24 protein-coding genes are annotated in these 24,889 nt (G+C 41.7%); 5 read left to right on the top strand and 19 right to left on the bottom strand.

The genetic code is table 11. The features are described from left to right. Nucleotide 1 precedes the first annotated feature (1 nt). Together frdC and frdD are read left to right on the top strand one after the other, a co-directional pair. The gene (gene frdC, locus AC6I7V_RS01055) at nucleotides 2-385 is read left to right on the top strand and encodes a fumarate reductase subunit FrdC (RefSeq protein ID WP_255231608.1); all 384 of its coding nucleotides are present in this window, start codon (nucleotides 2-4) and stop codon (nucleotides 383-385) included. Nucleotides 386-396: 11 nt separating this feature from the next. Then, nucleotides 397-774: a fumarate reductase subunit FrdD gene (gene frdD, locus AC6I7V_RS01050; RefSeq protein ID WP_032551235.1), complete on the top strand. Its 378-nt coding sequence runs from the start codon at nucleotides 397-399 to the stop codon at nucleotides 772-774. 348 nt (nucleotides 775-1,122) lie between these two features. Here the strand turns inward: frdD and AC6I7V_RS01045 are convergent, their stop codons facing one another. Next, entirely contained in the window at nucleotides 1,123-2,526 is a 1,404-nt protein-coding gene (locus tag AC6I7V_RS01045) for an SPFH domain-containing protein (protein WP_261882464.1), read from the bottom strand. A 269-nt stretch (nucleotides 2,527-2,795) separates the two neighbouring features. Continuing rightward, entirely contained in the window at nucleotides 2,796-3,362 is a 567-nt protein-coding gene (gene efp / locus AC6I7V_RS01040) for an elongation factor P (protein ID WP_032551233.1), read from the bottom strand. Nucleotides 3,363-3,395: 33 nt separating this feature from the next. Here efp and epmB point away from each other — a divergent pair, with 33 nt between their 5' ends. Both epmB and AC6I7V_RS01030 read left to right on the top strand, forming a co-directional pair. Further along, nucleotides 3,396-4,418 (top strand): EF-P beta-lysylation protein EpmB, encoded by a 1,023-nt coding sequence (epmB, locus tag AC6I7V_RS01035; RefSeq protein ID WP_498011168.1) that lies wholly within the window; start codon nucleotides 3,396-3,398, stop codon nucleotides 4,416-4,418. Between the two features lie 385 nt (nucleotides 4,419-4,803). Continuing rightward, entirely contained in the window at nucleotides 4,804-5,295 is a 492-nt protein-coding gene (locus AC6I7V_RS01030) for an MgtC/SapB family protein (protein ID WP_255231611.1), read from the top strand. A 117-nt stretch (nucleotides 5,296-5,412) separates the two neighbouring features. Here the strand turns inward: AC6I7V_RS01030 and AC6I7V_RS01025 are convergent, their stop codons facing one another. The 3 genes from AC6I7V_RS01025 to AC6I7V_RS01015 all read right to left on the bottom strand — a co-directional run bounded on the left by AC6I7V_RS01025 (nucleotide 5,413) and on the right by AC6I7V_RS01015 (nucleotide 8,227). Further along, nucleotides 5,413-5,970, bottom strand: a complete 558-nt coding sequence (locus AC6I7V_RS01025; protein WP_255231612.1) for a VC2662 family protein — start codon at nucleotides 5,968-5,970, stop codon at nucleotides 5,413-5,415. Nucleotides 5,971-6,237: 267 nt separating this feature from the next. Continuing rightward, nucleotides 6,238-7,884, bottom strand: a complete 1,647-nt coding sequence (gene groL, locus AC6I7V_RS01020; RefSeq protein WP_004741352.1) for a chaperonin GroEL — start codon at nucleotides 7,882-7,884, stop codon at nucleotides 6,238-6,240. Nucleotides 7,885-7,936: 52 nt separating this feature from the next. Next, complete coding sequence (locus AC6I7V_RS01015) at nucleotides 7,937-8,227, bottom strand: co-chaperone GroES (protein ID WP_032551221.1); 291 nt, start codon at nucleotides 8,225-8,227, stop codon at nucleotides 7,937-7,939. Between the two features lie 195 nt (nucleotides 8,228-8,422). Between AC6I7V_RS01015 and AC6I7V_RS01010 the strand changes: the two genes are divergently transcribed. After that, nucleotides 8,423-9,748, top strand: a complete 1,326-nt coding sequence (locus AC6I7V_RS01010; protein ID WP_498011167.1) for an MATE family efflux transporter — start codon at nucleotides 8,423-8,425, stop codon at nucleotides 9,746-9,748. A gap of 134 nt (nucleotides 9,749-9,882) precedes the next feature. Here AC6I7V_RS01010 and gpmM read toward each other — a convergent pair whose 3' ends face one another. The 14 genes from gpmM to wecC form a co-directional block, all read right to left on the bottom strand. Then, entirely contained in the window at nucleotides 9,883-11,415 is a 1,533-nt protein-coding gene (gene gpmM / locus AC6I7V_RS01005) for a 2,3-bisphosphoglycerate-independent phosphoglycerate mutase (RefSeq protein ID WP_498011166.1), read from the bottom strand. 226 nt (nucleotides 11,416-11,641) lie between these two features. Further along, on the bottom strand, nucleotides 11,642-13,576 hold the full coding sequence (locus AC6I7V_RS01000) for a polysaccharide biosynthesis protein (protein WP_498011165.1): 1,935 nt from the start codon (nucleotides 13,574-13,576) through the stop codon (nucleotides 11,642-11,644). A 46-nt stretch (nucleotides 13,577-13,622) separates the two neighbouring features. Further along, entirely contained in the window at nucleotides 13,623-14,171 is a 549-nt protein-coding gene (locus tag AC6I7V_RS00995; protein WP_498011164.1) for a sugar transferase, read from the bottom strand. After that, nucleotides 14,168-15,124: a UDP-glucose 4-epimerase family protein gene (locus AC6I7V_RS00990; protein WP_498011163.1), complete on the bottom strand. Its 957-nt coding sequence runs from the start codon at nucleotides 15,122-15,124 to the stop codon at nucleotides 14,168-14,170. Before AC6I7V_RS00990 ends, AC6I7V_RS00995 begins: the two co-directional genes overlap by 4 nt. Beyond that, nucleotides 15,121-15,807, bottom strand: coding sequence for a WecB/TagA/CpsF family glycosyltransferase (locus tag AC6I7V_RS00985; RefSeq protein WP_498011162.1), 687 nt, complete (start codon nucleotides 15,805-15,807; stop codon nucleotides 15,121-15,123). Before AC6I7V_RS00985 ends, AC6I7V_RS00990 begins: the two co-directional genes overlap by 4 nt. Then, on the bottom strand, nucleotides 15,804-16,835 hold the full coding sequence (locus AC6I7V_RS00980) for a glycosyltransferase (protein WP_498011161.1): 1,032 nt from the start codon (nucleotides 16,833-16,835) through the stop codon (nucleotides 15,804-15,806). The genes AC6I7V_RS00985 and AC6I7V_RS00980 overlap by 4 nt, the downstream gene beginning before the upstream one ends. 38 nt (nucleotides 16,836-16,873) lie before the next feature. After that, nucleotides 16,874-17,953, bottom strand: coding sequence for a hypothetical protein (locus tag AC6I7V_RS00975; protein ID WP_498011160.1), 1,080 nt, complete (start codon nucleotides 17,951-17,953; stop codon nucleotides 16,874-16,876). After that, nucleotides 17,953-18,492 (bottom strand): acyltransferase, encoded by a 540-nt coding sequence (locus AC6I7V_RS00970; protein ID WP_498011159.1) that lies wholly within the window; start codon nucleotides 18,490-18,492, stop codon nucleotides 17,953-17,955. Before AC6I7V_RS00970 ends, AC6I7V_RS00975 begins: the two co-directional genes overlap by 1 nt. Then, complete coding sequence (locus AC6I7V_RS00965; protein ID WP_498011158.1) at nucleotides 18,473-19,480, bottom strand: hypothetical protein; 1,008 nt, start codon at nucleotides 19,478-19,480, stop codon at nucleotides 18,473-18,475. Before AC6I7V_RS00965 ends, AC6I7V_RS00970 begins: the two co-directional genes overlap by 20 nt. Nucleotides 19,481-19,491: 11 nt before the next feature. Further along, on the bottom strand, nucleotides 19,492-20,733 hold the full coding sequence (locus AC6I7V_RS00960) for a lipopolysaccharide biosynthesis protein (protein WP_498011157.1): 1,242 nt from the start codon (nucleotides 20,731-20,733) through the stop codon (nucleotides 19,492-19,494). A gap of 8 nt (nucleotides 20,734-20,741) precedes the next feature. Next, the gene (neuC, locus tag AC6I7V_RS00955; protein ID WP_498011156.1) at nucleotides 20,742-21,860 is read right to left on the bottom strand and encodes a UDP-N-acetylglucosamine 2-epimerase; all 1,119 of its coding nucleotides are present in this window, start codon (nucleotides 21,858-21,860) and stop codon (nucleotides 20,742-20,744) included. A gap of 2 nt (nucleotides 21,861-21,862) precedes the next feature. Further along, nucleotides 21,863-22,906, bottom strand: coding sequence for an N-acetylneuraminate synthase family protein (locus tag AC6I7V_RS00950; RefSeq protein ID WP_498011155.1), 1,044 nt, complete (start codon nucleotides 22,904-22,906; stop codon nucleotides 21,863-21,865). Between the two features lie 27 nt (nucleotides 22,907-22,933). Next, nucleotides 22,934-23,620, bottom strand: coding sequence for an acylneuraminate cytidylyltransferase family protein (locus AC6I7V_RS00945; RefSeq protein WP_498011154.1), 687 nt, complete (start codon nucleotides 23,618-23,620; stop codon nucleotides 22,934-22,936). Next, nucleotides 23,620-24,888 (bottom strand): UDP-N-acetyl-D-mannosamine dehydrogenase, encoded by a 1,269-nt coding sequence (wecC, locus tag AC6I7V_RS00940; RefSeq protein ID WP_498011153.1) that lies wholly within the window; start codon nucleotides 24,886-24,888, stop codon nucleotides 23,620-23,622. Before wecC ends, AC6I7V_RS00945 begins: the two co-directional genes overlap by 1 nt. Nucleotide 24,889: the final 1 nt, after the last annotated feature.

The raw sequence follows: 24,889 nt of genomic DNA, 5'->3' as shown, positions 1-24,889 counted from the left end.
GATGAGCAACCGTAAACCTTATGTTCGTGAGATGAATCGAACGTGGTGGAGCAAGCATCCGTTCTACCGCTTCTACATGCTACGCGAAGCAACAGTACTGCCACTGGTGCTGTTCACTGTGTTCTTAACCTTTGGTTTAGGTGCTCTTGTGAAAGGGCCTGAATCTTGGCAAACCTGGCTAGACTTCATGGCAAACCCTTTCATCGTTGGCATTAACATTGTCGCACTACTGGGTAGCCTGCTTCATGCTCAAACCTTCTTTAGCATGATGCCTCAAGTAATGCCGATTCGTATCAAAGGGAAACTGCTCGATAAAAAGCTTATCGTTCTTGGCCAATGGGCAGCAGTCGCCTTTATTTCACTCATCGTTCTTGTTGTGGTTTAAGGAGCTAAATTATGAACCCAAGTTACAAAGTAAATCGTGCTCCTAAACGTTCTGACGAGCCAATCTGGTGGGGCCTATTTGGTGCTGGCGGTACTTGGTTTGCGATGATCACGCCAATCACGATCCTAGTACTCGGTATCTTAGTACCAATGGGCATTATCGATGCAGAAGCGATGAGCTACGAGCGCGTTTCAGGCTTCGCTACCAGCATCATTGGTGGTCTGTTCGTGATTGGTACACTAGCTCTACCTATGTGGCACGCCATGCACCGTGTTCATCACGGCATGCACGACCTTAAGTTCCACACTGGTGTTGCTGGTAAAGTTGCGTGCTACGCATTTGCAGGCTTAATCAGCGCATTGGCTGTGATCTTTGTGTTTATGATTTAAGAGATAAAGAGCAGATACGGGATTCGGGTAAACGAGATACGAAGAGCTTAAAAGCAGATTCGAGTTTCGAAGCGCTTGAAGACGAAAAAACGAAAAGCAGAACTGGGTGAGTCGGTTCTGCTTTTTTTTGCCTGCTCTTCACGTTTTTCAACATCTCTTACACCGCCTTACATAAAGTGAAACTATTATTGATAGAATTATCACAACAAAAATAACAATGTCATATGGCAGGCAAGAGTCGCATATTTTTATAGTATCCGATTCAAGAAAAAGAGGCTGATACCTGAGTATCAGCCTTTTTGCTTTTCTAAATCATGGTGCAATCAGAGCTTTTGACCACCTATGATCTTATTGCTGTGTGACCTTCTTGGTTTGCTCCATTAGGCCCAGAGCTCCGAAGCCTGTAATCACATCGAGGTTGGTTTTCAAACCAGTCTCTTCACCGCCACCGATGTAGTTTTGTGGCATCTGTACTTGGAAGTTCTGCAGGTTGTTGTACAGCGAGTTTGCCACCTCACGGTTTAGCTCAGCGAGATACACCTCACGGTTGGCACCAAGTGCCGCATACTTCGCCTTCAGTACTGCGGCTTCCGCTCGACCTTTTTCAAGAATCGCTTTCGCTTCAAATTCAGCAGACAACGCATTGGCTTTCTGAATCGCAAGGTTCGCTTCTGCTATCGCGAGCTCCTTCTCTTTTTCAACCTCAGCCAATCGCTTGGTCTTCTCGACTTCTACGATTTCACGCTCCGCAATTTGACGGGCAACTTCGACCTCTTTTTGTTGGGAGATGATAGCCAGCTCTTTACTGCGCTGCGCATCTTGAACCTCACGAGTACGCTGAATCTCTTTACGTAGCTGCTCTGTCTCCGCTTGCGCTTTTGAGGTCTCTTGCTCCTGAATAGCTCGGATGCGGTCTGCAACGAGACGCTTCTTATCCGCCAAGAGCTGATCTAGCTGCTTTTCTGGTTGAGGATCGCCAATCGTCACCTGCGTCACTTGAATACCATATTGCTGCAGCGGGTTGTCCTGACGAATTGGTTGTCCCGTATTGTCTACTACCGGAACTGTCTTCCACACCAACTGATTAGTTCGCTGGAGCTGGTTTGAGTTTGACTGGTTTGCCCCAACTGGAGCTAGCTCTAACTCTTCCACTTCAACTTGACGACGCTCGGTCAGGTAGATCCCTTCACGCAACTGGTCACCCAGTTTGGACTTAAACTGGTTCAAGCCACCTTGGAAGAACTCTTCACCCGTGTACTGGGTTGCGGTAATCACCGTCACGTTACGCGCATTCTTCACTAACAAGGCATCAATCAAGTTGCTGTTGTTACGAAACTCTTTATGCATCTTTTCGACAGCTTGTGGATCGTTACTCAACTTAAAGCGGAACGTCACCGGGATCTGCCCGATATAGGTATCAGCAAAACGCACCTGTACCGGATCTAACCTCTGGTAGAAATCTTCTCCTTTGCTGTTGCCAAATGACACGGTGATGACTTGGTCATACTTGGTGATCTTAGACAGAAACGGCATACGAAAGTGAATGCCCGGCTCTGTGAATACATCGAGTTCACCAGTAATATTGTTCTGGTGCACGTAGCTGTAACCGGCATCGGTCATCAGTACTGAGCTATTGATTGTTAAGCCTAATGCGAGCAGCGGAATACCAAATACTGCTGCTTTGAGTCCTTTGTGTAGTAGCTGACGTCTCTCTTCTACTTTCAAACCCTGTCCTAAGCCTCTGCTTTCCATTTTATTCTCCTTATTGGATTGTCATTGAGTTAAATCGATAAAAATCAAATTGATATGCAACTCGCTGACAACAGAGACTAATGTATCAAATTGTTACATTAAGGAATAATCGAAAGATTCATCAAAATTATAAGTTTTTTTACGAATAATACACATTTGTGCTAATTTTGCGGGGCAGGTCTCTATCGGGAATAAATCAGAAGATGAGAAAAACAGCAGATAATAAAAAAGGCCGCCTAAGCGACCTTTCATCAAACAGTTGAAGTCAATTACTTCACACGACCAACGTATTCGCCAGTACGAGTATCGACTTTAACCACTTCACCGATAGCGATGAATAGAGGTACGCGAACTACCGCACCTGTTGCTAGAGTTGCTGGTTTACCACCCGTACCTTGAGTGTCACCCTTCAGGCCAGGATCGGTATCCGTTACTTCGATTTCAACAAAGTTTGGCGGAGTTACTGTGATAGGGTTATCATTCCACAACGTTAGAGTACATACGTCGTTTTCAACTAGCCATTTAGCTGTTTCGCCAACGGCTTTCGCGTCTGCAGCGATTTGCTCGAATGTCTCGTTGTTCATGAAGTGGAAAAACTCGCCATCTGAGTACAGGTAACCTAGGTCAACGTCTACAACGTCTGCTAGTTCTACTGTATCGCCTGACTTGAATGTTTTCTCTAACACTTTGCCTGACAGCAGTTTACGAAGTTTAACACGGTTAAACGCTTGGCCTTTACCTGGCTTAACGTATTCATTTTCGATAATTGAGCAAGGCTCGTTATCCATCATGAATTTTAAACCGCCTTTGAATTCATTGGTGCTTACTGACGCCATGATTTCCTCTTACACATCTTTGAGTTGATTTCAATGCCGCATATCATAACCCGAAAAGTCGAATCTGTTGAGCAAAACTGGCTCAAACAGCTATCGAATGCGATCTCAGACCCGACAAAACTCCTTGAAGCATTGGAAATAGACCCAACACCGTGGCAAGCAGGCTTTGCCGCACGCAACCTATTTGCACTGCGCGTCCCGTTAAGCTTTGTCGAGCGAATGGAAAAAGGCAACCCACACGATCCGCTATTGCGTCAGGTTTTGCCACTGAGCGAAGAGTTTGAAGTGCATGAAGGTTACTCTGCCGATCCATTAGAGGAGCAAGACAACGAGATTCCGGGACTGCTGCACAAATACAAAAACCGCGCTTTGATGATAGTGAAAGGTGGCTGCGCGGTGAACTGTCGTTACTGCTTTCGTCGCCATTTCCCTTATCAAGACAACAAGGGTTCGAAGTCGGTTTGGCAAACGAGTCTTGAGTATGTGGCTCAGCATCCAGAGATCAATGAAGTGCTGCTTTCTGGTGGCGACCCCTTGATGGCTAAAGACAGTGAATTGAAATGGCTCGTTGATGCGATTGAATCCATCCCACACATCAAGACAGTCCGTATCCACAGTCGTCTGCCGGTGGTGATTCCTGCACGTATTACTGACGAGCTGTGCCACATTCTAAGCACCACTCGCTTGAACGTGGTGTTGGTAAACCATATTAATCACGCCAATGAGATCAACGATGAGCTAAAACAAGCACTATCAAAACTCAGACAAAATGGCGTGATTCTGCTTAACCAAGGTGTCATGCTAAAAGGCGTCAACAATAGTGTGAACGCTTTGAAGAGCCTGAGCGAGAGCCTATTTGATGCTGGGGTTTTACCCTACTATATGCATGTACTTGATAAGGTACAGGGCGCGGCCCATTTTTATATCTCGGATGAAGAAGCAAAGCAGCACATGCAAGGTTTAATGGCAGAAGTGTCTGGGTATCTTGTACCAAAGCTCACCCGAGAGATTGGTGGCCGCAGCAGCAAAACACCACTCGACCTCCATCTAGAATAAAACGTTACCGAAAAAATAGTTCGAACCAAACCACATGCATTATACCAATCACAGTAAATAAGTGATCAAAAATAGCGCAGTAAAAAGGCTTGAGAACAAGGCAGTTTTTCTGCAACAGAGAGTTTCGATAAGTAGTTATTCTACAATCAAAAATTCTAACGCAGTTATCGAGCATTTTAACAAGCTAGGGTGATCAATTATTTACTACGATTGGTATTAAAGATTTATCTCATTGAAATGACCACCAGCGGTTGTGAGTGCTCAGCAGTTGTTGCCTGTGACCGAATGGTAAAGATTAATCGTCTAGACAAAAACTTTTTGTTCGATCGTCCGACCTATTATCCGCATACTCGGCCCTATTCTTTCATGTTTAAGAGGGGGTGATATGCCACAAACCATCGAACAATTCCTCAATCTTGCCCCTTTTAGCTGGGCAGCACTCGCCGTGTGCATGTTGTGCGGCGCTTTAATCGGTATTGAACGTCAAACGCGCGGTAAACCAGTGGGGATTCGCACCTCGGTTTTGATCATCAGTGGTACTTATTTCTTTCTGACGATGGCAATAAGCCTATCCCCAAATACGCTCGACCAAGCGCGTGTGTTAGGCCAAATCATTACTGGCGTCGGCTTTTTGGGTGCTGGGGTCATGATGGCGTTAGATGGGAAGATTCATGGTGTGACTTCTGCCGCCATTATCTGGGTCTTGGCCGCATTGGGGATGATGATTGCACTGGGACACCTTAGCCAATCGGTGATCATCACTGTTTTAGCGATCATGGTTTTGCTGGGTGTCGATAAGCTGGAAAACAGCTTCCAGAGTCTCCGCCGAGGCGTACACCAGAGATGGATGCGCAGAGGTCGATTCAACAAGCCTTAAATACACTTCAACGATATCGATGAATAACTCTTGATTTTGAGTCATTCATCGAACATCAAAAAGCACCTAATCTATCGACTTAGGTGCTCACAGTGATTTGGCTTTTAATTGTAGTCGTTATTTAGCGAAGTTAACGATCGGGAAGCAAGGGAAGAAGCCGTTGTCAGCACAGTTAATTAGGCCAACTTGCACCCCTTCAATCTTGTTGGTTTTATTGAAGATACCGACTTGTACCGTCGATACTTCAGACAGGTTCGCAGCACCAACATCGACCATAGTGTCGCCTTTCGAGTAGTTCACGAAACTTACGTTAGCGCCTTTTACATTGTTGGTAATGTTCACAGCACCAAAGTTAACACCCGTTGTTTGGCCTTCATTCCAGTTGAAGAAACCCAAAGATGCACCGGTCATCTCTTGGTTAACCTTAGACGCACCAAAAAATCCAAGGTTTACACCAGTTGTGGTTTGAGTTTCCGACATACCAATCACAGCAAGGTCTACACCTTTTAGGTCATTGACTTTACCGTGAAGTAGCGCCACACGAACACCGCCAACGGCATCGGAATCTGGTGCGTTAAATCCATTGATTGTTGAGAACATCACTGGCGATGAAGCAAAGGCCGCCGGAGCGATTACCGCTGCTGATACTGCAAGTACTGAAAGTAGTTTTTTCATTGGGGAGTCTCCACTGACTGAATCCGCGATTGATTCGTTTATTAGCGATCAATAAGTCAATTATTAATCGATAAGTTCACTAACAATCATAGAGTTATCTCATTATTCTGCTTTATCTAACAGTCATCCATGTTAAATCAATGTCATAACTGTCTTTTTGAGTATAGAGCAGATAGGAGCAGATGTGGGATTCGAGTGGCGAGATGCGAAAAGAAAAAACGGAGACCGAAGTCTCCGTTTCAATGTCACTATGAATAGCGAGGGGGATTACATCATACCGCCCATGCCACCCATACCGCCCATGCCACCCATATCAGGCATAGCTGGCGCGTCTTTTTGCGGTAGGTCTGTTACCATCGCTTCTGTTGTGATCATTAGACCAGCAACTGATGCAGCAAATTGTAGTGCGCTGCGAGTTACTTTTGTTGGATCTAGGATACCCATTGCGATCATGTCGCCGTACTCGCCAGTCGCAGCGTTGTAGCCGTAAGAGCCTTCGCCGCCTTTCACGTTGTTCGCAACCACTGACTCTTCGTCACCTGCGTTCTTCGTGATTTGACGGATTGGCGCTTCCATTGCACGTAGTGCAACACGGATACCCACATTTTGCTCTTCGTTGTCACCTTCAAGGCCAGCAACTTTAGAAGCGACACGGATAAGTGCAACACCACCACCAGCAACCACACCTTCTTCAACTGCAGCGCGAGTTGCGTGAAGTGCGTCTTCTACACGGTCTTTCTTCTCTTTCATTTCAACTTCAGTCGCAGCGCCAACTTTGATTACTGCAACACCGCCAGCTAGCTTAGCAACACGCTCTTGTAGTTTCTCTTTGTCGTAGTCTGAAGTTGCATCTTCGATTTGTTGACGGATTTGAGCAACACGACCTTGGATCATTGCTTCTTCACCCGCGCCATCGATGATGGTTGAGTTTTCTTTAGTGATCGTCACACGCTTAGCTTGACCTAGGTCTTCTAGCGTTACTTTCTCTAGGTCTAGGCCGATCTCTTCAGAGATAACCGTACCGCCAGTTAGGATAGCGATGTCTTGTAGCATTGCTTTACGACGGTCACCGAAACCAGGTGCTTTAACAGCCGCTACTTTCACGATGCCGCGCATGTTGTTCACAACTAGCGTTGCAAGTGCTTCGCCTTCTACATCTTCAGCGATGATTAGAAGTGGACGAGATGCCTTAGCAACCGCTTCTAGAGTCGGAAGAAGTTCACGGATGTTTGATACTTTCTTGTCGATAAGAAGAATGAACGGGCTTTCTAGATCAACAGAACCCGCTTCTTGGTTGTTGATGAAGTAAGGTGATAGGTAACCGCGGTCGAACTGCATACCTTCAACGACGTCTAGCTCGTCTTGCAGTGCTTGACCTTCTTCAACTGTGATAACGCCATCACGACCCACTTTTTCCATCGCTTCAGCAATGATGTTACCTACTGTTGAGTCAGAGTTCGCAGAGATAGTACCTACTTGTGCGATAGCTTTTGTGTCTGCACATGGCACTGACAGTGCTTTTAGCTCTTCAACTGCTGCAACAACGGCTTTGTCGATGCCGCGCTTAAGATCCATTGGGTTCATGCCAGCAGCAACGGCTTTTAGGCCTTCGTTTACGATAGCTTGAGCAAGTACTGTTGCTGTAGTTGTACCGTCACCCGCAGCGTCGTTTGCTTGAGACGCTACTTCTTTCACCATTTGTGCGCCCATGTTTTGGAACTTGTCTTCAAGCTCGATTTCACGTGCCACAGAAACACCATCTTTAGTGATGGTTGGTGCGCCAAATGATTTGTCTAGAACAACGTTACGACCTTTAGGACCTAACGTTACTTTTACTGCGTCAGCCAGAACGTTTACACCTTCTAGCATTTTAACTCGTGCGTCGTTACCAAATTTAACATCTTTAGCAGCCATCTTTATTTCCTTTAAATTCTATTTTCAGTCAGTTCAGTTTATATAGCGCGGATTACTCAACGATCGCCATGATGTCGTTTTCAGACATGATTAGAACTTCTTTGCCGTCGATCTTTTCTGTTTTTGTGCCGTAGCCTTCAGCAAAGATAACGGTGTCGCCAACTTTAACGTCCAATGGTTGTACTGAACCATTTTCTAGGATGCGGCCTTTACCCACAGCTAGAATTACACCGCGAGTTGATTTTTCTGCGGCAGAACCAGTTAGAACGATGCCACCAGCAGATTTAGATTCAACTTCTTGGCGCTCAACGATAACTCGGTCGTGTAGAGGACGGATATTCATCGGTCTTATCTCCTGATAATTTCCATTTAAATTGATAGTTGCCACGATTGGCGTGGGCTCCTTCTCTATGTTGGGGCGAAGTGAAAGATCCCAAGGGGTTATAGAAAAAATTTGTGATCTCAAAGGGCAGATGCTTTCCTTTCTTTCCAAGCCACATCTGTTTATCCTACGCTTTTAGTTTTTACGGCGTTGTACATGCGAGATAAGCACGGGCTTTTGACGGCTCCCATAGCAGAGACATTGCGAACCATGACCATACCGACCATCTTCGGTATGGTGGCGATCTTGATGTTCAACCTTGTCGATACCTTCTTCATTTCATTACTGGGTACACAAGCGCTCGCGGCCGTGAGCTTTACCTTCCCGATCACTTTTGCGATTAACTGCATCACCATGGGGATTGGGGTTGGACTTTCTACCAACATCGGTCGGCTACTTGGCAAAGGCAACTCCGACAATGCGGCACGTTTTACCGCACATGGACTATTGCTGGCCGTTATCCTCGTCATTAGTGCTTCAACGCTCGGTATTTTCACATTAGAGCCTTTGTTCCGAGCACTTGGTGCTGAGCCAGAGTTGCTACCCTTGATATCGGAATACATGTTGGTGTGGTATCTCGCGATCCCACTGCTCGTGATTCCAATGGCAGGCAACAGCGCAATTCGTGCCAGTGGCGACACCAAGACTCCAGCAAAAATTATGATGTTGGCTGGCCTTATCAATGGCGTGCTCGACCCACTACTCATCTTTGGATACGGGCCTTTCCCTGAACTCGGTATTCAAGGGGCAGCGATAGCGAGTGGTTTGAGTTGGTTTGGTGCGTTGTGCGGCTCACTTTACGTGCTTATCAAACGTGAGAAGCTTTTGGCACTGCCTAAACCTAAAGACATGTTCAATGATTGGAAGCAGATCCTTACCATTGGCACGCCAGCGGCACTATCTAACGCGCTGAATCCACTAGCAGGCGCGATTATTATGATGATGCTCGCCAAGCAAGGAACCGAGGCTGTAGCGGCCTATGGCGCAGCACAGCGTATTGAGTCAATATTGATCATAGTGTTGATGTCGCTTACTTCTGCCCTCACCCCTTTCATGGCACAGAACTTTGGGGCGAACAACCCAGAGCGTAGCTTCAAAGCCCTGTTCCTAAGCATGCGATTTGCTGTGCTGTTTCAAGGGCTCATCTTCTTGATGATGGTACCACTCAGCATTCCGCTAGCCGCCCTTTTCTCTCAAGAAGAATCTGTTCGCGACATCTTGTGGCACTACTTGTTAGTCGTCCCTTTCAGCTATGGTTTCCAAGGCATTGTGATGATGCTGATTAGTGGTATGAACGCGATGCACAAGCCACTTAAAGCCTTCCAGTGGAGCTTTATGCGCCTATTCCTGTTCACGCTACCTTTTGCTTGGATTGGTAGCCTGCTAGATGGCATTGAAGGTCTATTTATTGGCTTGGCATTAGGGAACGTCGTAGGTGGTGTTGCGGGGTATTGTTATGCGTTGAGGTTGAGAGGCAGATGAGAGATGCGAAAATATACACCCGTCCTTAGGCCCTTCGCATCTCGTTTACCCGCCTCTCGCATCTAAAAAACAAAAAGCCCGCACAACAAGGTGCGGGCTCTCAGTATTTTGCGTACTGTTCGATAACTCGAAAGCTATTTAACCAGAACTGTACCTGTCATCTCTGCTGGGATTTCTAGACCTACTAGAGAAAGCATAGTTGGAGCTAGGTCAGACAGTTTACCGCCTTCTTTGAACTCAACGTCTTTGTCACCCACGTAGATTAGAGGCACTGGTAGGTTAGTGTGAGCAGTGTGGATACCACCTGTCTCTGGGTCGACCATCATCTCTGCGTTACCGTGGTCAGCCGTGATCAGCATTTGACCGCCCACTTCTTCGATAGCCGCTGTTACTTTAGCAACACACTCGTCCATTGCTTCAATCGCTTTTTCTGCAGCTTCGTAAACGCCAGTGTGACCAACCATATCTGGGTTCGGGTAGTTACAGATAATAGTGTCGTACTTACCAGACTTGATAGCCGCAACCATCTTCTCAGTTAGCTCAGCAGAGCTCATTTCTGGTTGTAGGTCGTAAGTCGCCACTTTTGGAGAAGCAACAAGCTGACGCTCTTCACCTTCAAATTCGTTCTCAACACCACCGTTGAAGAAGAATGTAACGTGCGCGTATTTTTCCGTTTCAGAGATACGTAGCTGAGTTTGGCCTTGCTTCGATAGCCACTCACCGTAGGTGTTCTCTAGAGACGCAGGTGGGAATGCGATAGCTAGTGGGATGTCCGCAGCGTATTGCGTTAGCATAACGAAGTTGATTGCTGGGAATACTTCGCGCTCGAAGCCGTCGAAACCTGGCACGAACGTACGCGTGATTTGACGTGCACGGTCAGCACGGTAGTTCATGAAGATAACCGCATCGCCGTCTTGCATGATAGCGTCTTCTTGGCCTTCCGCCTTGATCGCTGTTGCTTTAACGAACTCATCATTTTCTTCACGAGCGTAAGCGGCTTCTAAACCAGCCACTGCAGATTCTGCTGTGAATTCTGCTTTCGCTTGAGTAAGAAGATCGTAAGCTACTTGAACGCGATCCCAGTTGTTGTCACGGTCCATCGCGTAGTAACGACCCACTAGAGAAGCCACACGGCCTTTACCTAGTTTAGCGAATAGGTCTTGGAAACGTTGTAGAGAGTTTTGTGCGCTACGTGGTGGTGTGTCACGGCCGTCTAGGAAGCAGTGTAGGTAGATCTTCTCAGCGCCACGTGCTGCTGCCATTTCAACCGCTGCGTAGATGTGATCTTCATGAGAGTGTACGCCACCTGGAGACATAAGACCCAGGATGTGTACTGCTTTCTCAGCTTTAACTGCAGAGTCAATCGCTTCTACTAGAGCAGGTGTTTCAGTGAACTCACCATCAGCGATAGATTTCGTGATACGAGTTAGGTCTTGGTATACCACGCGACCCGCACCGATGTTAGTGTGACCCACTTCTGAGTTACCCATTTGACCGTCAGGTAGGCCTACATCCATACCAGAAGCAGAGATTAGCGTGTTTGGTTTGTTAGCAAACAGGCTATCGATAAATGGAGTGTTTGCATTTGCGATTGCGTTATTTGCTGTGTCTTCACGGTGACCGTAACCGTCAAGAATCACTAGAGCCATAGGCTTCTTAGCTGACATAGGACTGACCTCGTTCAATTCAAAATAAATCGGTATAAAAACAAATTAGCGTAATTTTACTACAGTTTACAGTCAAAACTGTAGTGGAAGATCAAGAAAGGTAGCAGGTGGGTGGATCAGAGTTGAAAAAAAGCTTCTTTTGAAGGCCAAGCATTTCCGTTATACGTGCTTATTTACAGACCCAAAGATAACAAAAAAGGCCAGCAACTGAGTTACCGGCCTTACATTAATTCTCTACCATTTGTTGTGTTGTACTAGAAGCATTCCAGACTAGATCACCTATACCATCAGTAGGTTTAAATCCTGTCGGTGCATCTAACAACAGTTGACGAATCGTCTCATGTTCTAAGTTATGGCAAGCAAAATCTAAGGACTCAAGTAGATTGTCGTACTCATCTATTGGCAAAAATACTTCATGGGCTGTCATAATTCGTTCGTGAGCAGTGCGTTGAACATTATCCCCAATCAAAAGCTCTTCATATAATTTCTCTCCTGGACGAAGGCCAGAGAATTGAATTTCTATATCACCATGAGGGTTCTGCTCATTCTTAACAGACAAACCAGAAAGGTTAATCAAGTTTTCGGCGAGATCTGTAATTTTAACTGATTCGCCCATATCAAGAACGAATACATCGCCGCCTTTGCCCATCGCACCTGCTTGAATAACAAGCTGAGCAGCTTCAGGAATTGTCATGAAGAAACGAGTGATATCTGGATGAGTGACTGTTAAAGGACCACCTGCTTTAATCTGCTTTTTAAAGAGTGGGATAACAGACCCAGAAGAACCCAGAACATTACCAAATCGAACCATGCAGAAACGAGTGCCGTTCTCTTTCTGATTCTCTTGTTCGGCTAAAGCTTGCAAGCCCAACTCTGCCATGCGTTTGGTTGTACCCATCACATTTGTTGGACGCACCGCTTTGTCTGTTGAGATCAACACAAAAGACTCGACACCAGCTTCAATAGCCGCTTTCGCGGTGTAGTAAGTGCCATAAACATTGTTTCGTACACCTTCTACAACATTATACTCAACAAGAGGAACGTGCTTGTATGCTGCTGCATGATAAACCGTCTCGACTTTAAAAGACTTCATTGCTGTAAGTAGACGATGAGCGCGTTGAACTGACCCTAATAGAGGGACAATTTCAACATCAAGATCTTTGGATTCTTTTACTAAAGAAAGCTCACGATCAATCTGATACAAGCCAAATTCAGATAACTCAAAAAGAACGAGTGTTTTAGGACCTTGCTTCAAGATCTGGCGACATAGCTCTGAGCCAATCGAACCGCCAGCACCAGTGACCATGACGACTTTATTTTTGATGTTGGCTTCCATTAAAACCTGTTGAGGAGCGACAGCATCGCGTCCTAACAAATCCTCAATTGGAACATCAGTCAGCTCATCAATTTTCGCTTTTCCTGATACAATATCAGCCATATCTGGTACGGTTTGGATTTCTACAGGTAATGGAGCTAAAAGATCTAAAATCTGTTTACGGCGAGCGCGAGACGCACTTGGAATCGCAAGCAAAATTTTAGAAACGTCATACTTCTCGATCAAAGCTTCTGTTTTAGACAAATCAACAACAGGCAACCCAAGGATAACCGTATTTGTTAGGGTTTTATCTTCATCGATAAACGCTCGAATACGATAATTTTCAGAAGCACGAAGTGCAACTGCAAGCTGACGCCCTCCTGAGCCTGCACCATATATTAATACTTCTTGGCGTGAATCTTTTGATGGCGATGTAGTCGCCACCAGGTTTCTCACAACAAGACGAGCACCGCCACATAGTAGAGCTAAATAGGCACCATAGATAATAGGTACAGTTCTAGGAATTGGTTCCTGTAAATAATACGCAAAGACCGCTAACGCGACAGCTGATAGCACAGCACCAGCAGTAACTACGAATAGGGCCTGAAAAGTCAGATACCTAAGGATAGCTCGATAAAGTCCAATTTGAGTAAAAATCAAAACTGTAGAGATTACTGTTAAGCCAATCAGTAATAGGTTGTCACCATCGCTAAGTAACTTTACATCGCCTAGCCTTGTCCATAACGCAATATGCAGAGCAAGCAAAATGAGCAAGGTGTCGATAATGACGCTGATAACACGCTTGTGTAGGCGAGATAATTGCCAGATAAAGTTAAGACGTTGCATAAAACCATTCTTATAAATATTGTTTTTGGGATCTAACCAATAGGATCTATTTTATAGCGTCACCAGAACCGCTACCGGTTGCCGTCATCAAGATATACTTAAAGTAATCTCTAAGAGTGAGTGTATCAATCATTTGTTTATCAGTTTTTGCCAACAGCTCAGGAGTCGACATATCGATATTTTGTACCTGAGCTAAACCGGTAATACCAGGCAAAACATCATATACACCCTGTGCATCGCGCTCTTTAATCAGCTCTTCTTGATTAAACAAATTTGGGCGTGGACCAACTAAACTCATTTCACCTTTAACCACGTTAATCAGTTGAGGTAACTCATCAATTTTTGTTCTTCGTAAAAAAGAACCGAGTTTTGTTATCGAAGCGTTATTGGCTAAATGACTCGCCACAGACTCTGTTTCCACAGACATTGTACGAAACTTGATAAGTTTAATCGCTTTTTTGTTACGTCCTACTCGCTCCTGAACAAAAATCGGAGAGCCCGTGTCAAACAGCCCAACAATAGTCACAACCAAAAGAAGTGGCCACAAAAGAAACAAACCTAAAAGCGCCGCGATAAAATCAAATAACCTGATCATTTAGAGTTGCCTTTTTCAATTAAAAAACAATTGGCGGTCTCTGTGAAACCTTCTTTTAATGTTTGCTTAGGAGTCCAATCTAGCAATTTCTTTGTATGTTCAATATCAACTTGAAGAGACCCTGTTAATCTGTCTACTATTTCTGATTTATTCATTATTTTCCCAACAATATTATATAACCATAATGGAACGTTTAACTGTCGCGTTGGCAAATTTAGAGCCTTAGCTATTTCAGATGCCAACTCAGACGTTGAGATATCCATATCATCAGAAGCTAAAAAAACTTGATTAGCAGCTGAAGGGTGTTCAATACAAGTAACTATCAAATCAGACAAGTTTGATAGTGATATAAGGCTACGCTTGTTACTAACTAAGCGACCAAAAGGCAATGGTATACGTTTGTAAACCAATTTCATGAGAGAGTGAAAGTTAGCTTTGACTTTCGGTCCATAAACTAAAGTTGGCCTGATTATTACCACTTCCATACCATCTTTTTCAGCTAATTGTATTAGATCTAGCTCTGCTTCAGCTTTCGATTGACCGTAATAATCTTGAGGTTGCCTAAGCGAGTCATGATAAAAGGGTCTATCTGGCTCAGTTGACTCCCCGTTAACCTTAATGCTGCTAAGGTAAATAAAGCGTTTCACGCCAATTGCAGATGCTTGCTTGGCGAGATTTAAAGTTCCATACCTATTAACTTCTCTATATTTTTCGAGAGGATCACCTGAGTCGTCATTCATAACATGAGCTCGTCCAGCGAGACTTATGACAACATCGATATCAACAAGCGATTTAGTATAGTCTTGATCAGGCGAAACCTGCCCCTCAAAGAAAGTAAACCTTTCTGAATCATAGATATTTTTTCGACCTAAAATAGAAACATCAAATGAGGAAAGTTTCTCAATCAAGTATTGACCAATAAACCCGCTAGCGCCTGTTACCAATATCTTCATTTTTTAAGATTCTCAAGAATAAATTTCACAACGAACTTAGGGTAATCGAAAAAAATTCTTTTCCGCACATACCCATGCCTGTAAAAGCGTTGAAGCCAACGTAGATTTAGTCTATCCATAATTGGATGGAAGTAATTTTCGTTTGAAGATATCTGTGACAAAAATCCACCACAGGTGAAACCGAATCTCAGAGTATCGACCGAGTCTCTACACTTAATTAGAAACTCTTCTTGAAATGGCGTACCCATACCACAGATGACAACATTTACGCCAGATTCATCTAAGGATTTTATAACATCATGCTCCTTACCTTTAATAAAGCCATGGTGATAAAATACGATATTTAGACCTTCAAATCTGTTTTCAATTACGGACACTGCTTTTTTAATTTCGCTTTCACTTGAACCTACCAAGGCTACTTTCAATTTTTTCGAAACACAATGCTCAAAAACGACAGGGGCACACGAAGTAAAATCGAAGCTGTATCGTTCAATCTTATCGTCATTAAAAAAGTTGTATAACCAAACCAACAATATCCCATCACTAAACAATCGTGTAAATTCGACTTGCTTACCATTTATTGCGTAATAAGAGTAAGGATTTAAATAGGTAACTAACGTACATTTTTCGTTGTTACTTGTAGATATATTGAATATATCACAAAAATCACTATCAATTTTCACGAACTAAACTCTCTATATAATTCAAGTTGTAAAATACTAGCTTCCGATACGCTCATCGCTGATAAGTCCTCGGGTCTAATACTAACACTATCTGTACCAAATAGTTTCACATCCCTCACCACGGGCACACCACATGACAAATATTCAAACACCTTCGTGGGAGATGCAACGTTATTAATTACATTATCATCTCTAATTAATAATCCAGCAAAGCAACCTCGAATGTATTTTGCTACATCCTCGTAATCAGATGACAAAACAGTAATGTCAGACCTATCGACAGAAAGATCATTCATCAACTTATTGACATAATCGGGGTCAGTAACTACCAATAACAAATGGTGATTATCACTTTCAGAAGTAGAATTTGCATAGGCAACAATGATCTTATTCAAATTTTGCCAGAATGAAACTCCACCACAATATACATATACCTTTTTTCCATCAATCCCGAGGTCACCTAGCCTGCTTTCTCCGATTGGAAAAAAAATAGATTTGTTTACGAATGTGGGGAAAATGTGTGTCTTACTAAAATCAAAATTATATCTTTCATTGAAATATTCCCTAAGCTTTTCGCTTACAAAAAAGAAGTAATCACAACCTAAGAATATTTCATATTCTGCATGTCTAACAAATCGAGAAGATATCTTTCCGAATAAACTATCACTATGGAGGAGTTCCTCATAGAGAGATGCCCTCATGTCAGATATAATTGGCTTCTTCTCAACCTTATTATACTTAAAATAATTTACAGCAAATAGTGAAGGCCCATGTCCACGACAATGAATAACATCTGCCCATTCAAACAAATCATTACAATTATGATATATAGAGTGCAATTTATTAAGAATAGGAATTACAAACAACGGTGTTCTTCTTTTTTTTGTAATTTCGAAATCTGCCGACTTATAGTCGCTGGTATAATCACTATTTTTACACAGTGATAACAACTTCACATTTACACCTTCAGTCTGAGCGTGTTGACTACAAAGTGCCTCTACTTGACTTTTATAAACACTGTTAGCCAATAAGTTTTCCGTTATATAAAGAACATTCATAATATGAATTACACCTTATTTGTATTTAATACCTGTGGCAATTTATCCTTAAAAAAAATGATAAAGACTAAAAACCAAAAAATAAAATCCCATCTAAAGAAGAAAAAAACATCATCAGTTAAACTTCTAAGTAATACGGCTGAACAGATAGGCACAAGATACCAACGCCCCGAATTAATAACTTTAAAGGCAGCGGTTACCAATAAAAAAATTATCATGTAAAATCCAAAACCAGACAAAGTCTGAAGACTCAAAAAAGAATTATGTAGTGCGTATGTACCGATAGCTTTGTATCCACACTGATCTTCGCCGCCATAATTGAACCCTAAAAATAGTTTTGAAACAGTGATATCTTGAAAATAACACTGAAGAACAGAGGCTCTTCCCGCATCTCCAAGAGCATTAGAGTCAAGCCTCTCTAATACAACCATAGTGTCTGAATATTGATAAAAGAACCAAAAAAAAACTGAAAACAAACCACAACAAGCAATAACTCTCAGTATATTGTTTGACGTAAAAAACCAAAACAAACCTGACAAAGCTGCAACTGAAATTAAAGCAATTCTACTCCCACTCAATAAACAAGTTATCAAACTCAAAAGCAATAATGAAGCCACAACATACTTTGACTCTACAGAAAAATATACCAAAATAAAAAACCAAAGCACAACTATACTAATGGTATTTCGGCTCATTTCATCGAACAAATCCCTATTTAAATCCGTTCCTAAATACATATGAAACAAAATGTACGTACAAACTATAATGCAAGAAAAAACGGCAAATACTGCGTTAACTCTGTATACAAATAGTGTATAGCCGAAAATAATAGACGAAAGTAGATACCCCAAATAACCCAATCTAACGTTTTCAGCCAGCAATAGAGTCATCAAGTGCAGCACTCCGAGAACAACAACGGAAAAAACCACTAACCTGGGAAGCTCTCTATGCCATACAATCGTTAGAAGAGAAAGTGCCATAAAAGAAAAATTAAATATTATTGAAGATTTAAGAAGTGAGGCAAAGAAAATAGTGAGACAAATTGAGATATGAATATGTACTAAGTTATTTCTCTTAACTGTTAACACTAAAAGAACCTCTTCATAAGTACCAACTTATCGTAGTGCTCTTTATCCCTATACGCAAAAGGCTTTGCCGGTTCAAAACCAACTATACTTAAAGGAGGCACGTCACTAACAACTGTAGTTCCTGCTTGGATAATCGCCCCGTCACCAATTTCAACTCCTCCCAATATAGTGACATTACGACCAATCCAAACATTACTGCCTATGGTAACATCTTTATGTATATAAGTTTCGTCGTAGGGAATTTTTGAGCCTTTATAGTTGTGAAATTGCGTAATTATGGAGCAACCCTTTCCTGAATGAAAGTTATCACCTATTACAACCCGACCCATGCCAGATATTTCCATGCCATTAAAGTGACAATTTCTACCTAACTCAACATATCTTGTAAATACTGACCAACCATTTATACTAGGAGGTCCGGAGCATCTTGATATAGTATGAATAGCCTTATTGAAACAATAATATGAGATTATTTTTTTTTTAAAGAAAAAATTAACATCAATAGTAAAACTTACAATTTTAAACAAAAATCTTTTCAAAACCTAATCCTTCAAAATATTCAACAACAATACCGAACTTTTCTTTATTCTCACTAGATGTCATATACGGAGTAGGATCAATGTATTTGACATTTAGGTTACCGTAAGACCGACTAACATGATACAACACCGTTGATGTGAATGAAGCATAAGTAGCGCTTAGGCTATCTAACGTCATAAAATACTCTTCCAAAGGCCTCTGTATAGTAATAACATCATAACCAATTTCGGCTATCAGACTTAATTTCACATCACTATCATAGCGATGAGGATAATAGATAACTCGCTTATTATTGCAAGACAAATAAAATTTCTTCAAAACTGCAACTTCATCTTCCAAAGATACAATCTTATTCTCTGAAAAGGGACAACCTACAAATGAAATTTCGTCGCTTACATTATCTTTGGCTGAAGTGGATTGTGAAAATGTATTTACTGGTATATAATTTTGAGTAGGATATAGATAGCAACTAACATCATAGTAACTTACTACGTCTACGCCTTTCACCTTTCCAAATATAGACTCGACCGCCTTAAAAACCAATTTAAGCAACCGATTTTTAGGGTATTTTATATAAACCCTTTGACTAATATAACTAATTTGAGCAGTTACAGTAGCCATACCATCATCTATCAGATAATTATCAACTCCAGAACCAAATAGTATACGGACCATACTAAAGTAGTAATTATAAAAACTACCGAAATATATTTCACTTACATTACTTCTACACATTAACCACAATTTAAAGAATCTAAAGTGATCAATTATAAATTTACTAGCATTATCATCGGCTGCGGAAATCAAATAAAAACTGTAACGTTCTACATTAGTCACATACGCTTCATTTAGTTGTCGATCATTTTCATTATCACGCTCTAATGTGGAGAACTTGATAGCTACTAAGTGATCATGATATTTATATGTATCTATGATTTTCAGTGCCGACCTTAATTGTAATGGTGAACTAACAACAAATAGCTTCAATATTATTTCCTCTACAATGTTAACATTTTAAAATACGATACTCTACTTACGTAGACATAAGTAATAACAGTCAAAACCAATCTACCTATTAAAAATGAAAACGCGACACCAAGCAAGCCAAAGTAATCAACCAAAACATAAGCAAGAAAAACGTTCAAAACACCAGATATTAGTGTTCCCAAAAAAAGCTTGTTTGTAACTTTATAGTAAAATAAGTGACCGGAAAAAATAAAATACAAAGCATGCACTAACTGAGCGATCAAAAGAATCGAAACAAAACTTGATACATCAGAGTATCTATCGTCCAAGACAATGTCAGAAACCATTGGTCCTATGACAACCATTACCAAGCACGCCATAGATATTACTATAATCGAAACCCTATTAACTTTAACAATATCTTTTCTAGAAACCTCTGACTCATCCTTTAGTTTTTCAAACAACCAAGGTGTATACGCATTATTTCCTGCGGTAATGAAAATTTTGACTATAAAACTCAACTGCATCGCAGCCATATACATTGCAACGTGTTCAAAAGACAAAGAGTCTTTGATAATAAACCTATCTATTTGTGAAAGGGCTAACGCACCAAAACTATGAGGTATTAGTGGCAAACCATAACTGAAAGCTTCTTTAACACAATTAATTTCAAGTTTAAAAAATGAAGACATTTTATCTCTATTGAGAAAATAAACAGCGAACACTATTGATATCACCGATGATAGCAATAGCGCAAAAACTCGACCGTTCGCTCCAAGTTCAAGTTCTACAACAAACACAACCGTACTTATCAGCCCAACAAGTGAATTGGCAATCGTGAATACGCCATATTTCATAGCCTGCTTTCTTACTTGCCATTGCCCCAGAATGATAGAATTAATAAACATCGCCAAAGATGATATTACTGATATATATAGCCAGATTTCATTAATTTCAATAACAGGGACTATGGTATTTTTAAAAAAATAGATCAGTACTAGTAATGAAATTGCGACTATTATTGACAATGAAACGCAAGAAGAAACGAAATTTTGTTTTTCTTTTAAACTTACGTCATCAAAATACTTTCTATTACAGGCAGCATTTGAGCACAAACCTATCAATGGTGGTAGAGATACATAGATAGTCATAAATATCGCTAACTGCCCATACTCTACAAGAGTTAAGTATTTCGTGAGAATAGGCAACAAAACGAAGGGACTGATTGCACTAACAACATTAGCGATAAAATATGTGGAAAATATCTTTAACATTTGTATAATTACTTATCGATAAATACCTTCTGTTTGTTGGTTTTCCATACCTCACCATTTTCCAATAAATCTATGAATTTACTATCGCTATTTCCAGCCCCAAATTCACTTATTCTAGAACATTTTAGTGTACAAGCACCGGCTATAGCATTTAATATTTCTAATGTATCTTCTTTGACATTGTGAATTGACTTTGTTTTTGAACGCCCTTCTTGACGAGAACCGATATTAATAGTGGGCTTTCCATAAAAGGGCATTTCTCTAATTCCCGCACTAGAATTCCCAACTATCATGGTTGCGTTTTTTAATAATGTTAAAAAGTATTCAAATCTAATACTCGGAAATATCTTAAATCGACTGTTATTTTCTAGCCTATCAAATTCTTTTATTATCACTTCTGAACCGTGATCATTATTAGGATAAATCACAATATAATTCCTCTCTGATTCCAATAAGGCGTCAACAACTTTAGATATTCTTTCAGGTAACTCTTCTATTTCTGTTGTCACCGGGTGATACATAAAAACTGAATACTCTTCATAGGAAATGTCATAACGCAATTTTGAAGTATCTAAAGAAGGTAAATCTGAAGAAAGCATAATATCAAGATCGGGAGAGCCTATTTCAAAAATACTATCCTTAGATTCCCCTAGTTGAATTAATCGATCATACGCAGTTCTATTAGATACAAAGTGCAAATGTGACATCTTTGAAACAGAGTGACGAATAAGTTCATCTATTGTCCCAGATACTTCTCCACCTTCAATATGCGATACTAAAATGTTGTTTAATGAACCAACTATAGCCCCCGCCATTGCTTCCACACGGTCGCCATGCACAACGATCATGTCTGGTTGTAACTCTTTCACGTAATCAGATAGGCCTTGAATTGTCTTTGACAAAACCACATCCATTGAATCAAAGCCATTTTGGTTAATGTACTTGTAAAGAGATTTAAAACCCTCTTTTTCCACTTCTTTTGCGGTCATTCCGTATTTGGCAATCATGTGCATGCCGGTGATAAAGATGTGCGCCTCAAATTCTTGGTGGTCTTCCACCTTTTGGATCAGGCTTTTTAACTTACCAAAGTCAGCGCGAGTACCTGTCAAAAACAATATCTTTTTCATACTTACTCAACGTATTCTGTTTTTAGTTGAACATCTGCAGGGATAACTTGCGCCGCTTTTTTGCCCAGTAAAGACTCGTAATCCTCAGCAAGGAAATCACCAGTACCAGGTCGTTTAACCCACAGGTTATCGCGAGTAAGCTCCTCACCCTCTTGGATTTCAGCAATAGTTACAACACTTGCGTAAGCGAAATCAATCGTGACTTGCTCTTCTTTCGCTGCTTCTTTCTTACCACCGCGCATTTGCGCCATGCGCTTTGACTGAGTAATCAGTTCAGCACACTCTTTTGCGTCCATAGAACAAACAATGTCAGGACCTGGGCGGTCTTTGCTATCTGTAAAGTGACGCTCTAGAACGGAGGCACCAGCAGCAACCGCACCTAGACAAGCGAGGTTGTCGATACTGTGGTCAGACAAACCAACAACAGCGTCAGGGAATGCCTCTTGCAGCTCTTCCATTGCACCAATACGAATAAGGTGGTCAGGCGTTGGATACAGGTTCGTCGTGTGAAGCAGACAGAATGGTGTATTGTGCTTACGGAAGATGTTTACCGCTTTCTCGATTGACGGAATATCATTCATTCCTGTGCTTACAATCATCGGCTTACCAAAGGTTGCGATCAGATCAAGAAGTGGGTAGTTGTTACATTCACCTGAGCCGATTTTGTAAGCCGGCACATTCATTCGCTCAAGGCGAAGTGCAGCAGCACGAGAGAAAGGCGTACTGATGAAGATAGCACCTTTAGACTCTACGTAGTTCTTTAGCTTTGTTTCATCTTCTTCATTCAGCGCGCAACGCTCCATGATTTCATAGATAGACACATCGGCATTACCAGGAACGACACTTTTCGCTTCACCACTCATTTCATCTTCAACAACGTGAGTTTGGTGTTTAATGACCTCAGCACCACCTTCAATAGCGGCATCGACCATTTCATAAGCGACCTTCAAAGAGCCTTCGTGGTTAATACCAATCTCAGCAATTACTAAAGGGTCAAAGTCTAGACCAATCTTACGGCCAGAAATTTCGAATACAGGGTTTGTCATTGGGTCAATTCCTTTAATCTTTAATCTTTAATCTTTAATCTTTAATCTTTGTTCTACAACCATTAGGTCTTCCATTGTGTCCACGTCAGCGGAGTCTAATTCAGACATGACATACGGAAACACATTGGTTCGTGGGAAATGATTGTTTTGTTTAAATTCAGCGACAGAAAACGTGTAAATGGCACCATTTGGCTGAAACGCCCGAGGAAGATCTTGTCTTCGTTTGTATGGAGCTTCGCCACTAAATAGACCTTCAATTGAGCCATCTTCGCGCTCAATATAGGATTTAATAGGCGTATGAGCCGGCTCAAAAACACTAATCACAAAGTTAGCTTGCTGTTCTTCAAAATAGTTTAGCGCTTCCGTTAAATGCTGAGCAGTACGCAGCGGAGAAGTAGGCTGCAACAGCGTCATTTTAGGGCAAGGTATGCCTTGGCTCTCTAGCCATTCAATCGCGTGTGACACTACATCAATACTGCTTGCTGTATCGGAAGCTAGTTCATCAGGCCGAATGATGATTTCAGCGCCAAACTCAGCGCTAATAGCGGCAATTTCGTCATCATCAGTCGAGACAAATATACGTTCAATCAGAGGACACTCTAGTGCGGCCTTTATTGTCCAGCCTATCAAAGGAATGCCGTTGACCGGAAGAATATTCTTCCTAGGTAAGCCCTTGGAACCACCTCGTGCAGTAATTAATGCTATTGAAGTCATTACTTCCAAATCCCTTTAGTATCAATTATTACTTTTGTAGGGCGTTCGGACAACTTAAATTCTTTATGGTCAACCAACATCACATTAATATCTGCTGATATAATAGCCTCATCTAAATGTACCAGAGTTGTATGATCTAATACTGATGGTGTTTCCGAAATATTTGGCTCGACTACCAAAGTAGTTCCACTGTGTAGCTTTCCTATTTTACGCGCAATTTCCATAGCCGGACTTTCACGTAGGTCATCAATATCTGGCTTAAATGCAAGACCGTAACAAGCAATAGCTACATCTTTCGCTGTCTTTTCTGGGTTAGCTTGTAAAAAGTCAGCAATTGCAAGTTTTACTTTATTAATTACCCATTCAGGTTTTGCATCATTCACTTTACGTGCCGTATGAATAATTTGTGCTTCTTCAGGTGTTTTTGAAACGATAAACCAAGGGTCAACAGCAATACAATGACCTCCTACACCTGGACCAGGTTGAAGAATATTAATTCGAGGGTGGCGGTTTGCCAGAGAGATCAATTCCCATACATCAATACTGAGTTTGTCACAAATAACAGATAACTCATTGGCAAATGCTATTTGTACATCGCGGCAACTGTTTTCTGTCAATTTAGCCATTTCTGCTGTCCGTGCATTGGTAATTACACAGTCACCTTGTACAAAGGTTTTGTACAATTCAACCGAACGTTCAGAACAACGAGTAGACATTCCGCCAATAACGCGGTCGTTTTCTACTAGTTCGCGAACAACATGACCAGGTAACACTCGCTCTGGGCAATGCGCAATATTGATATCTGCATTTTCACTTTCCACTTGAGGGAAAGTTAAATCACTTCTTGCCTCAGCTAACCATTTCGCCATTTGCTCTGTCGCACCAACAGGAGAGGTAGATTCTAGGATCACTAAATCTCCTTTCTTTAATACAGGCGCAATTGCTTTACTTGCTGTTTCGATAAACCTTAAATCAGGCTCTGGAATTTCACCTTCAGCGCACTCTTTGAAAGGCGTAGGTACAGCAATCAAAAAAGCATCTGCTGGCTCTGGAGTTGTAACAGCTTTTAAGTAACCTTCTGTTACTGCTGCATGCACAATCATATCCAAATCTGGTTCTACGATATGAATCTCACCACGATTGATAGTGTCCACCGCGTGTTGATTTACATCGACACCAATTACTTTTTTCTTACGTGATGCAAACATCGCTGCTGTCGGCAAACCGATATAACCTAAGCCGATAACTGAAATTGTTTCAAATGACATT

The sequence above is a fragment of the Vibrio sp. KUL70 genome (assembly GCF_059725515.1).
Note: the sequence above shows the minus strand (reverse complement) of the source record. Positions and strands in the feature narration are given on the sequence as shown.

Excerpts from the sequence above, each read along its gene's own strand:
- frdC (WP_255231608.1), top strand. The coding sequence starts at position 2 with ATGAGCAACCGTAAACCTTATGTTCGTGAGATGAATCGAACGTGGTGG.
- frdD (WP_032551235.1), top strand. The coding sequence starts at position 397 with ATGAACCCAAGTTACAAAGTAAATCGTGCTCCTAAACGTTCTGACGAG.
- AC6I7V_RS01045 (WP_261882464.1), bottom strand. The coding sequence starts at position 2,526 with ATGGAAAGCAGAGGCTTAGGACAGGGTTTGAAAGTAGAAGAGAGACGT.
- efp (WP_032551233.1), bottom strand. The coding sequence starts at position 3,362 with ATGGCGTCAGTAAGCACCAATGAATTCAAAGGCGGTTTAAAATTCATG.
- epmB (WP_498011168.1), top strand. The coding sequence starts at position 3,396 with ATGCCGCATATCATAACCCGAAAAGTCGAATCTGTTGAGCAAAACTGG.
- AC6I7V_RS01030 (WP_255231611.1), top strand. The coding sequence starts at position 4,804 with ATGCCACAAACCATCGAACAATTCCTCAATCTTGCCCCTTTTAGCTGG.
- AC6I7V_RS01025 (WP_255231612.1), bottom strand. The coding sequence starts at position 5,970 with ATGAAAAAACTACTTTCAGTACTTGCAGTATCAGCAGCGGTAATCGCT.
- groL (WP_004741352.1), bottom strand. The coding sequence starts at position 7,884 with ATGGCTGCTAAAGATGTTAAATTTGGTAACGACGCACGAGTTAAAATG.
- AC6I7V_RS01015 (WP_032551221.1), bottom strand. The coding sequence starts at position 8,227 with ATGAATATCCGTCCTCTACACGACCGAGTTATCGTTGAGCGCCAAGAA.
- AC6I7V_RS01010 (WP_498011167.1), top strand. The coding sequence starts at position 8,423 with ATGCGAGATAAGCACGGGCTTTTGACGGCTCCCATAGCAGAGACATTG.
- gpmM (WP_498011166.1), bottom strand. The coding sequence starts at position 11,415 with ATGTCAGCTAAGAAGCCTATGGCTCTAGTGATTCTTGACGGTTACGGT.
- AC6I7V_RS01000 (WP_498011165.1), bottom strand. The coding sequence starts at position 13,576 with ATGCAACGTCTTAACTTTATCTGGCAATTATCTCGCCTACACAAGCGT.
- AC6I7V_RS00995 (WP_498011164.1), bottom strand. The coding sequence starts at position 14,171 with ATGATCAGGTTATTTGATTTTATCGCGGCGCTTTTAGGTTTGTTTCTT.
- AC6I7V_RS00990 (WP_498011163.1), bottom strand. The coding sequence starts at position 15,124 with ATGAAGATATTGGTAACAGGCGCTAGCGGGTTTATTGGTCAATACTTG.
- AC6I7V_RS00960 (WP_498011157.1), bottom strand. The coding sequence starts at position 20,733 with ATGTTAAAGATATTTTCCACATATTTTATCGCTAATGTTGTTAGTGCA.
- neuC (WP_498011156.1), bottom strand. The coding sequence starts at position 21,860 with ATGAAAAAGATATTGTTTTTGACAGGTACTCGCGCTGACTTTGGTAAG.
- AC6I7V_RS00950 (WP_498011155.1), bottom strand. The coding sequence starts at position 22,906 with ATGACAAACCCTGTATTCGAAATTTCTGGCCGTAAGATTGGTCTAGAC.
- AC6I7V_RS00945 (WP_498011154.1), bottom strand. The coding sequence starts at position 23,620 with ATGACTTCAATAGCATTAATTACTGCACGAGGTGGTTCCAAGGGCTTA.
- wecC (WP_498011153.1), bottom strand. The coding sequence starts at position 24,888 with ATGTCATTTGAAACAATTTCAGTTATCGGCTTAGGTTATATCGGTTTG.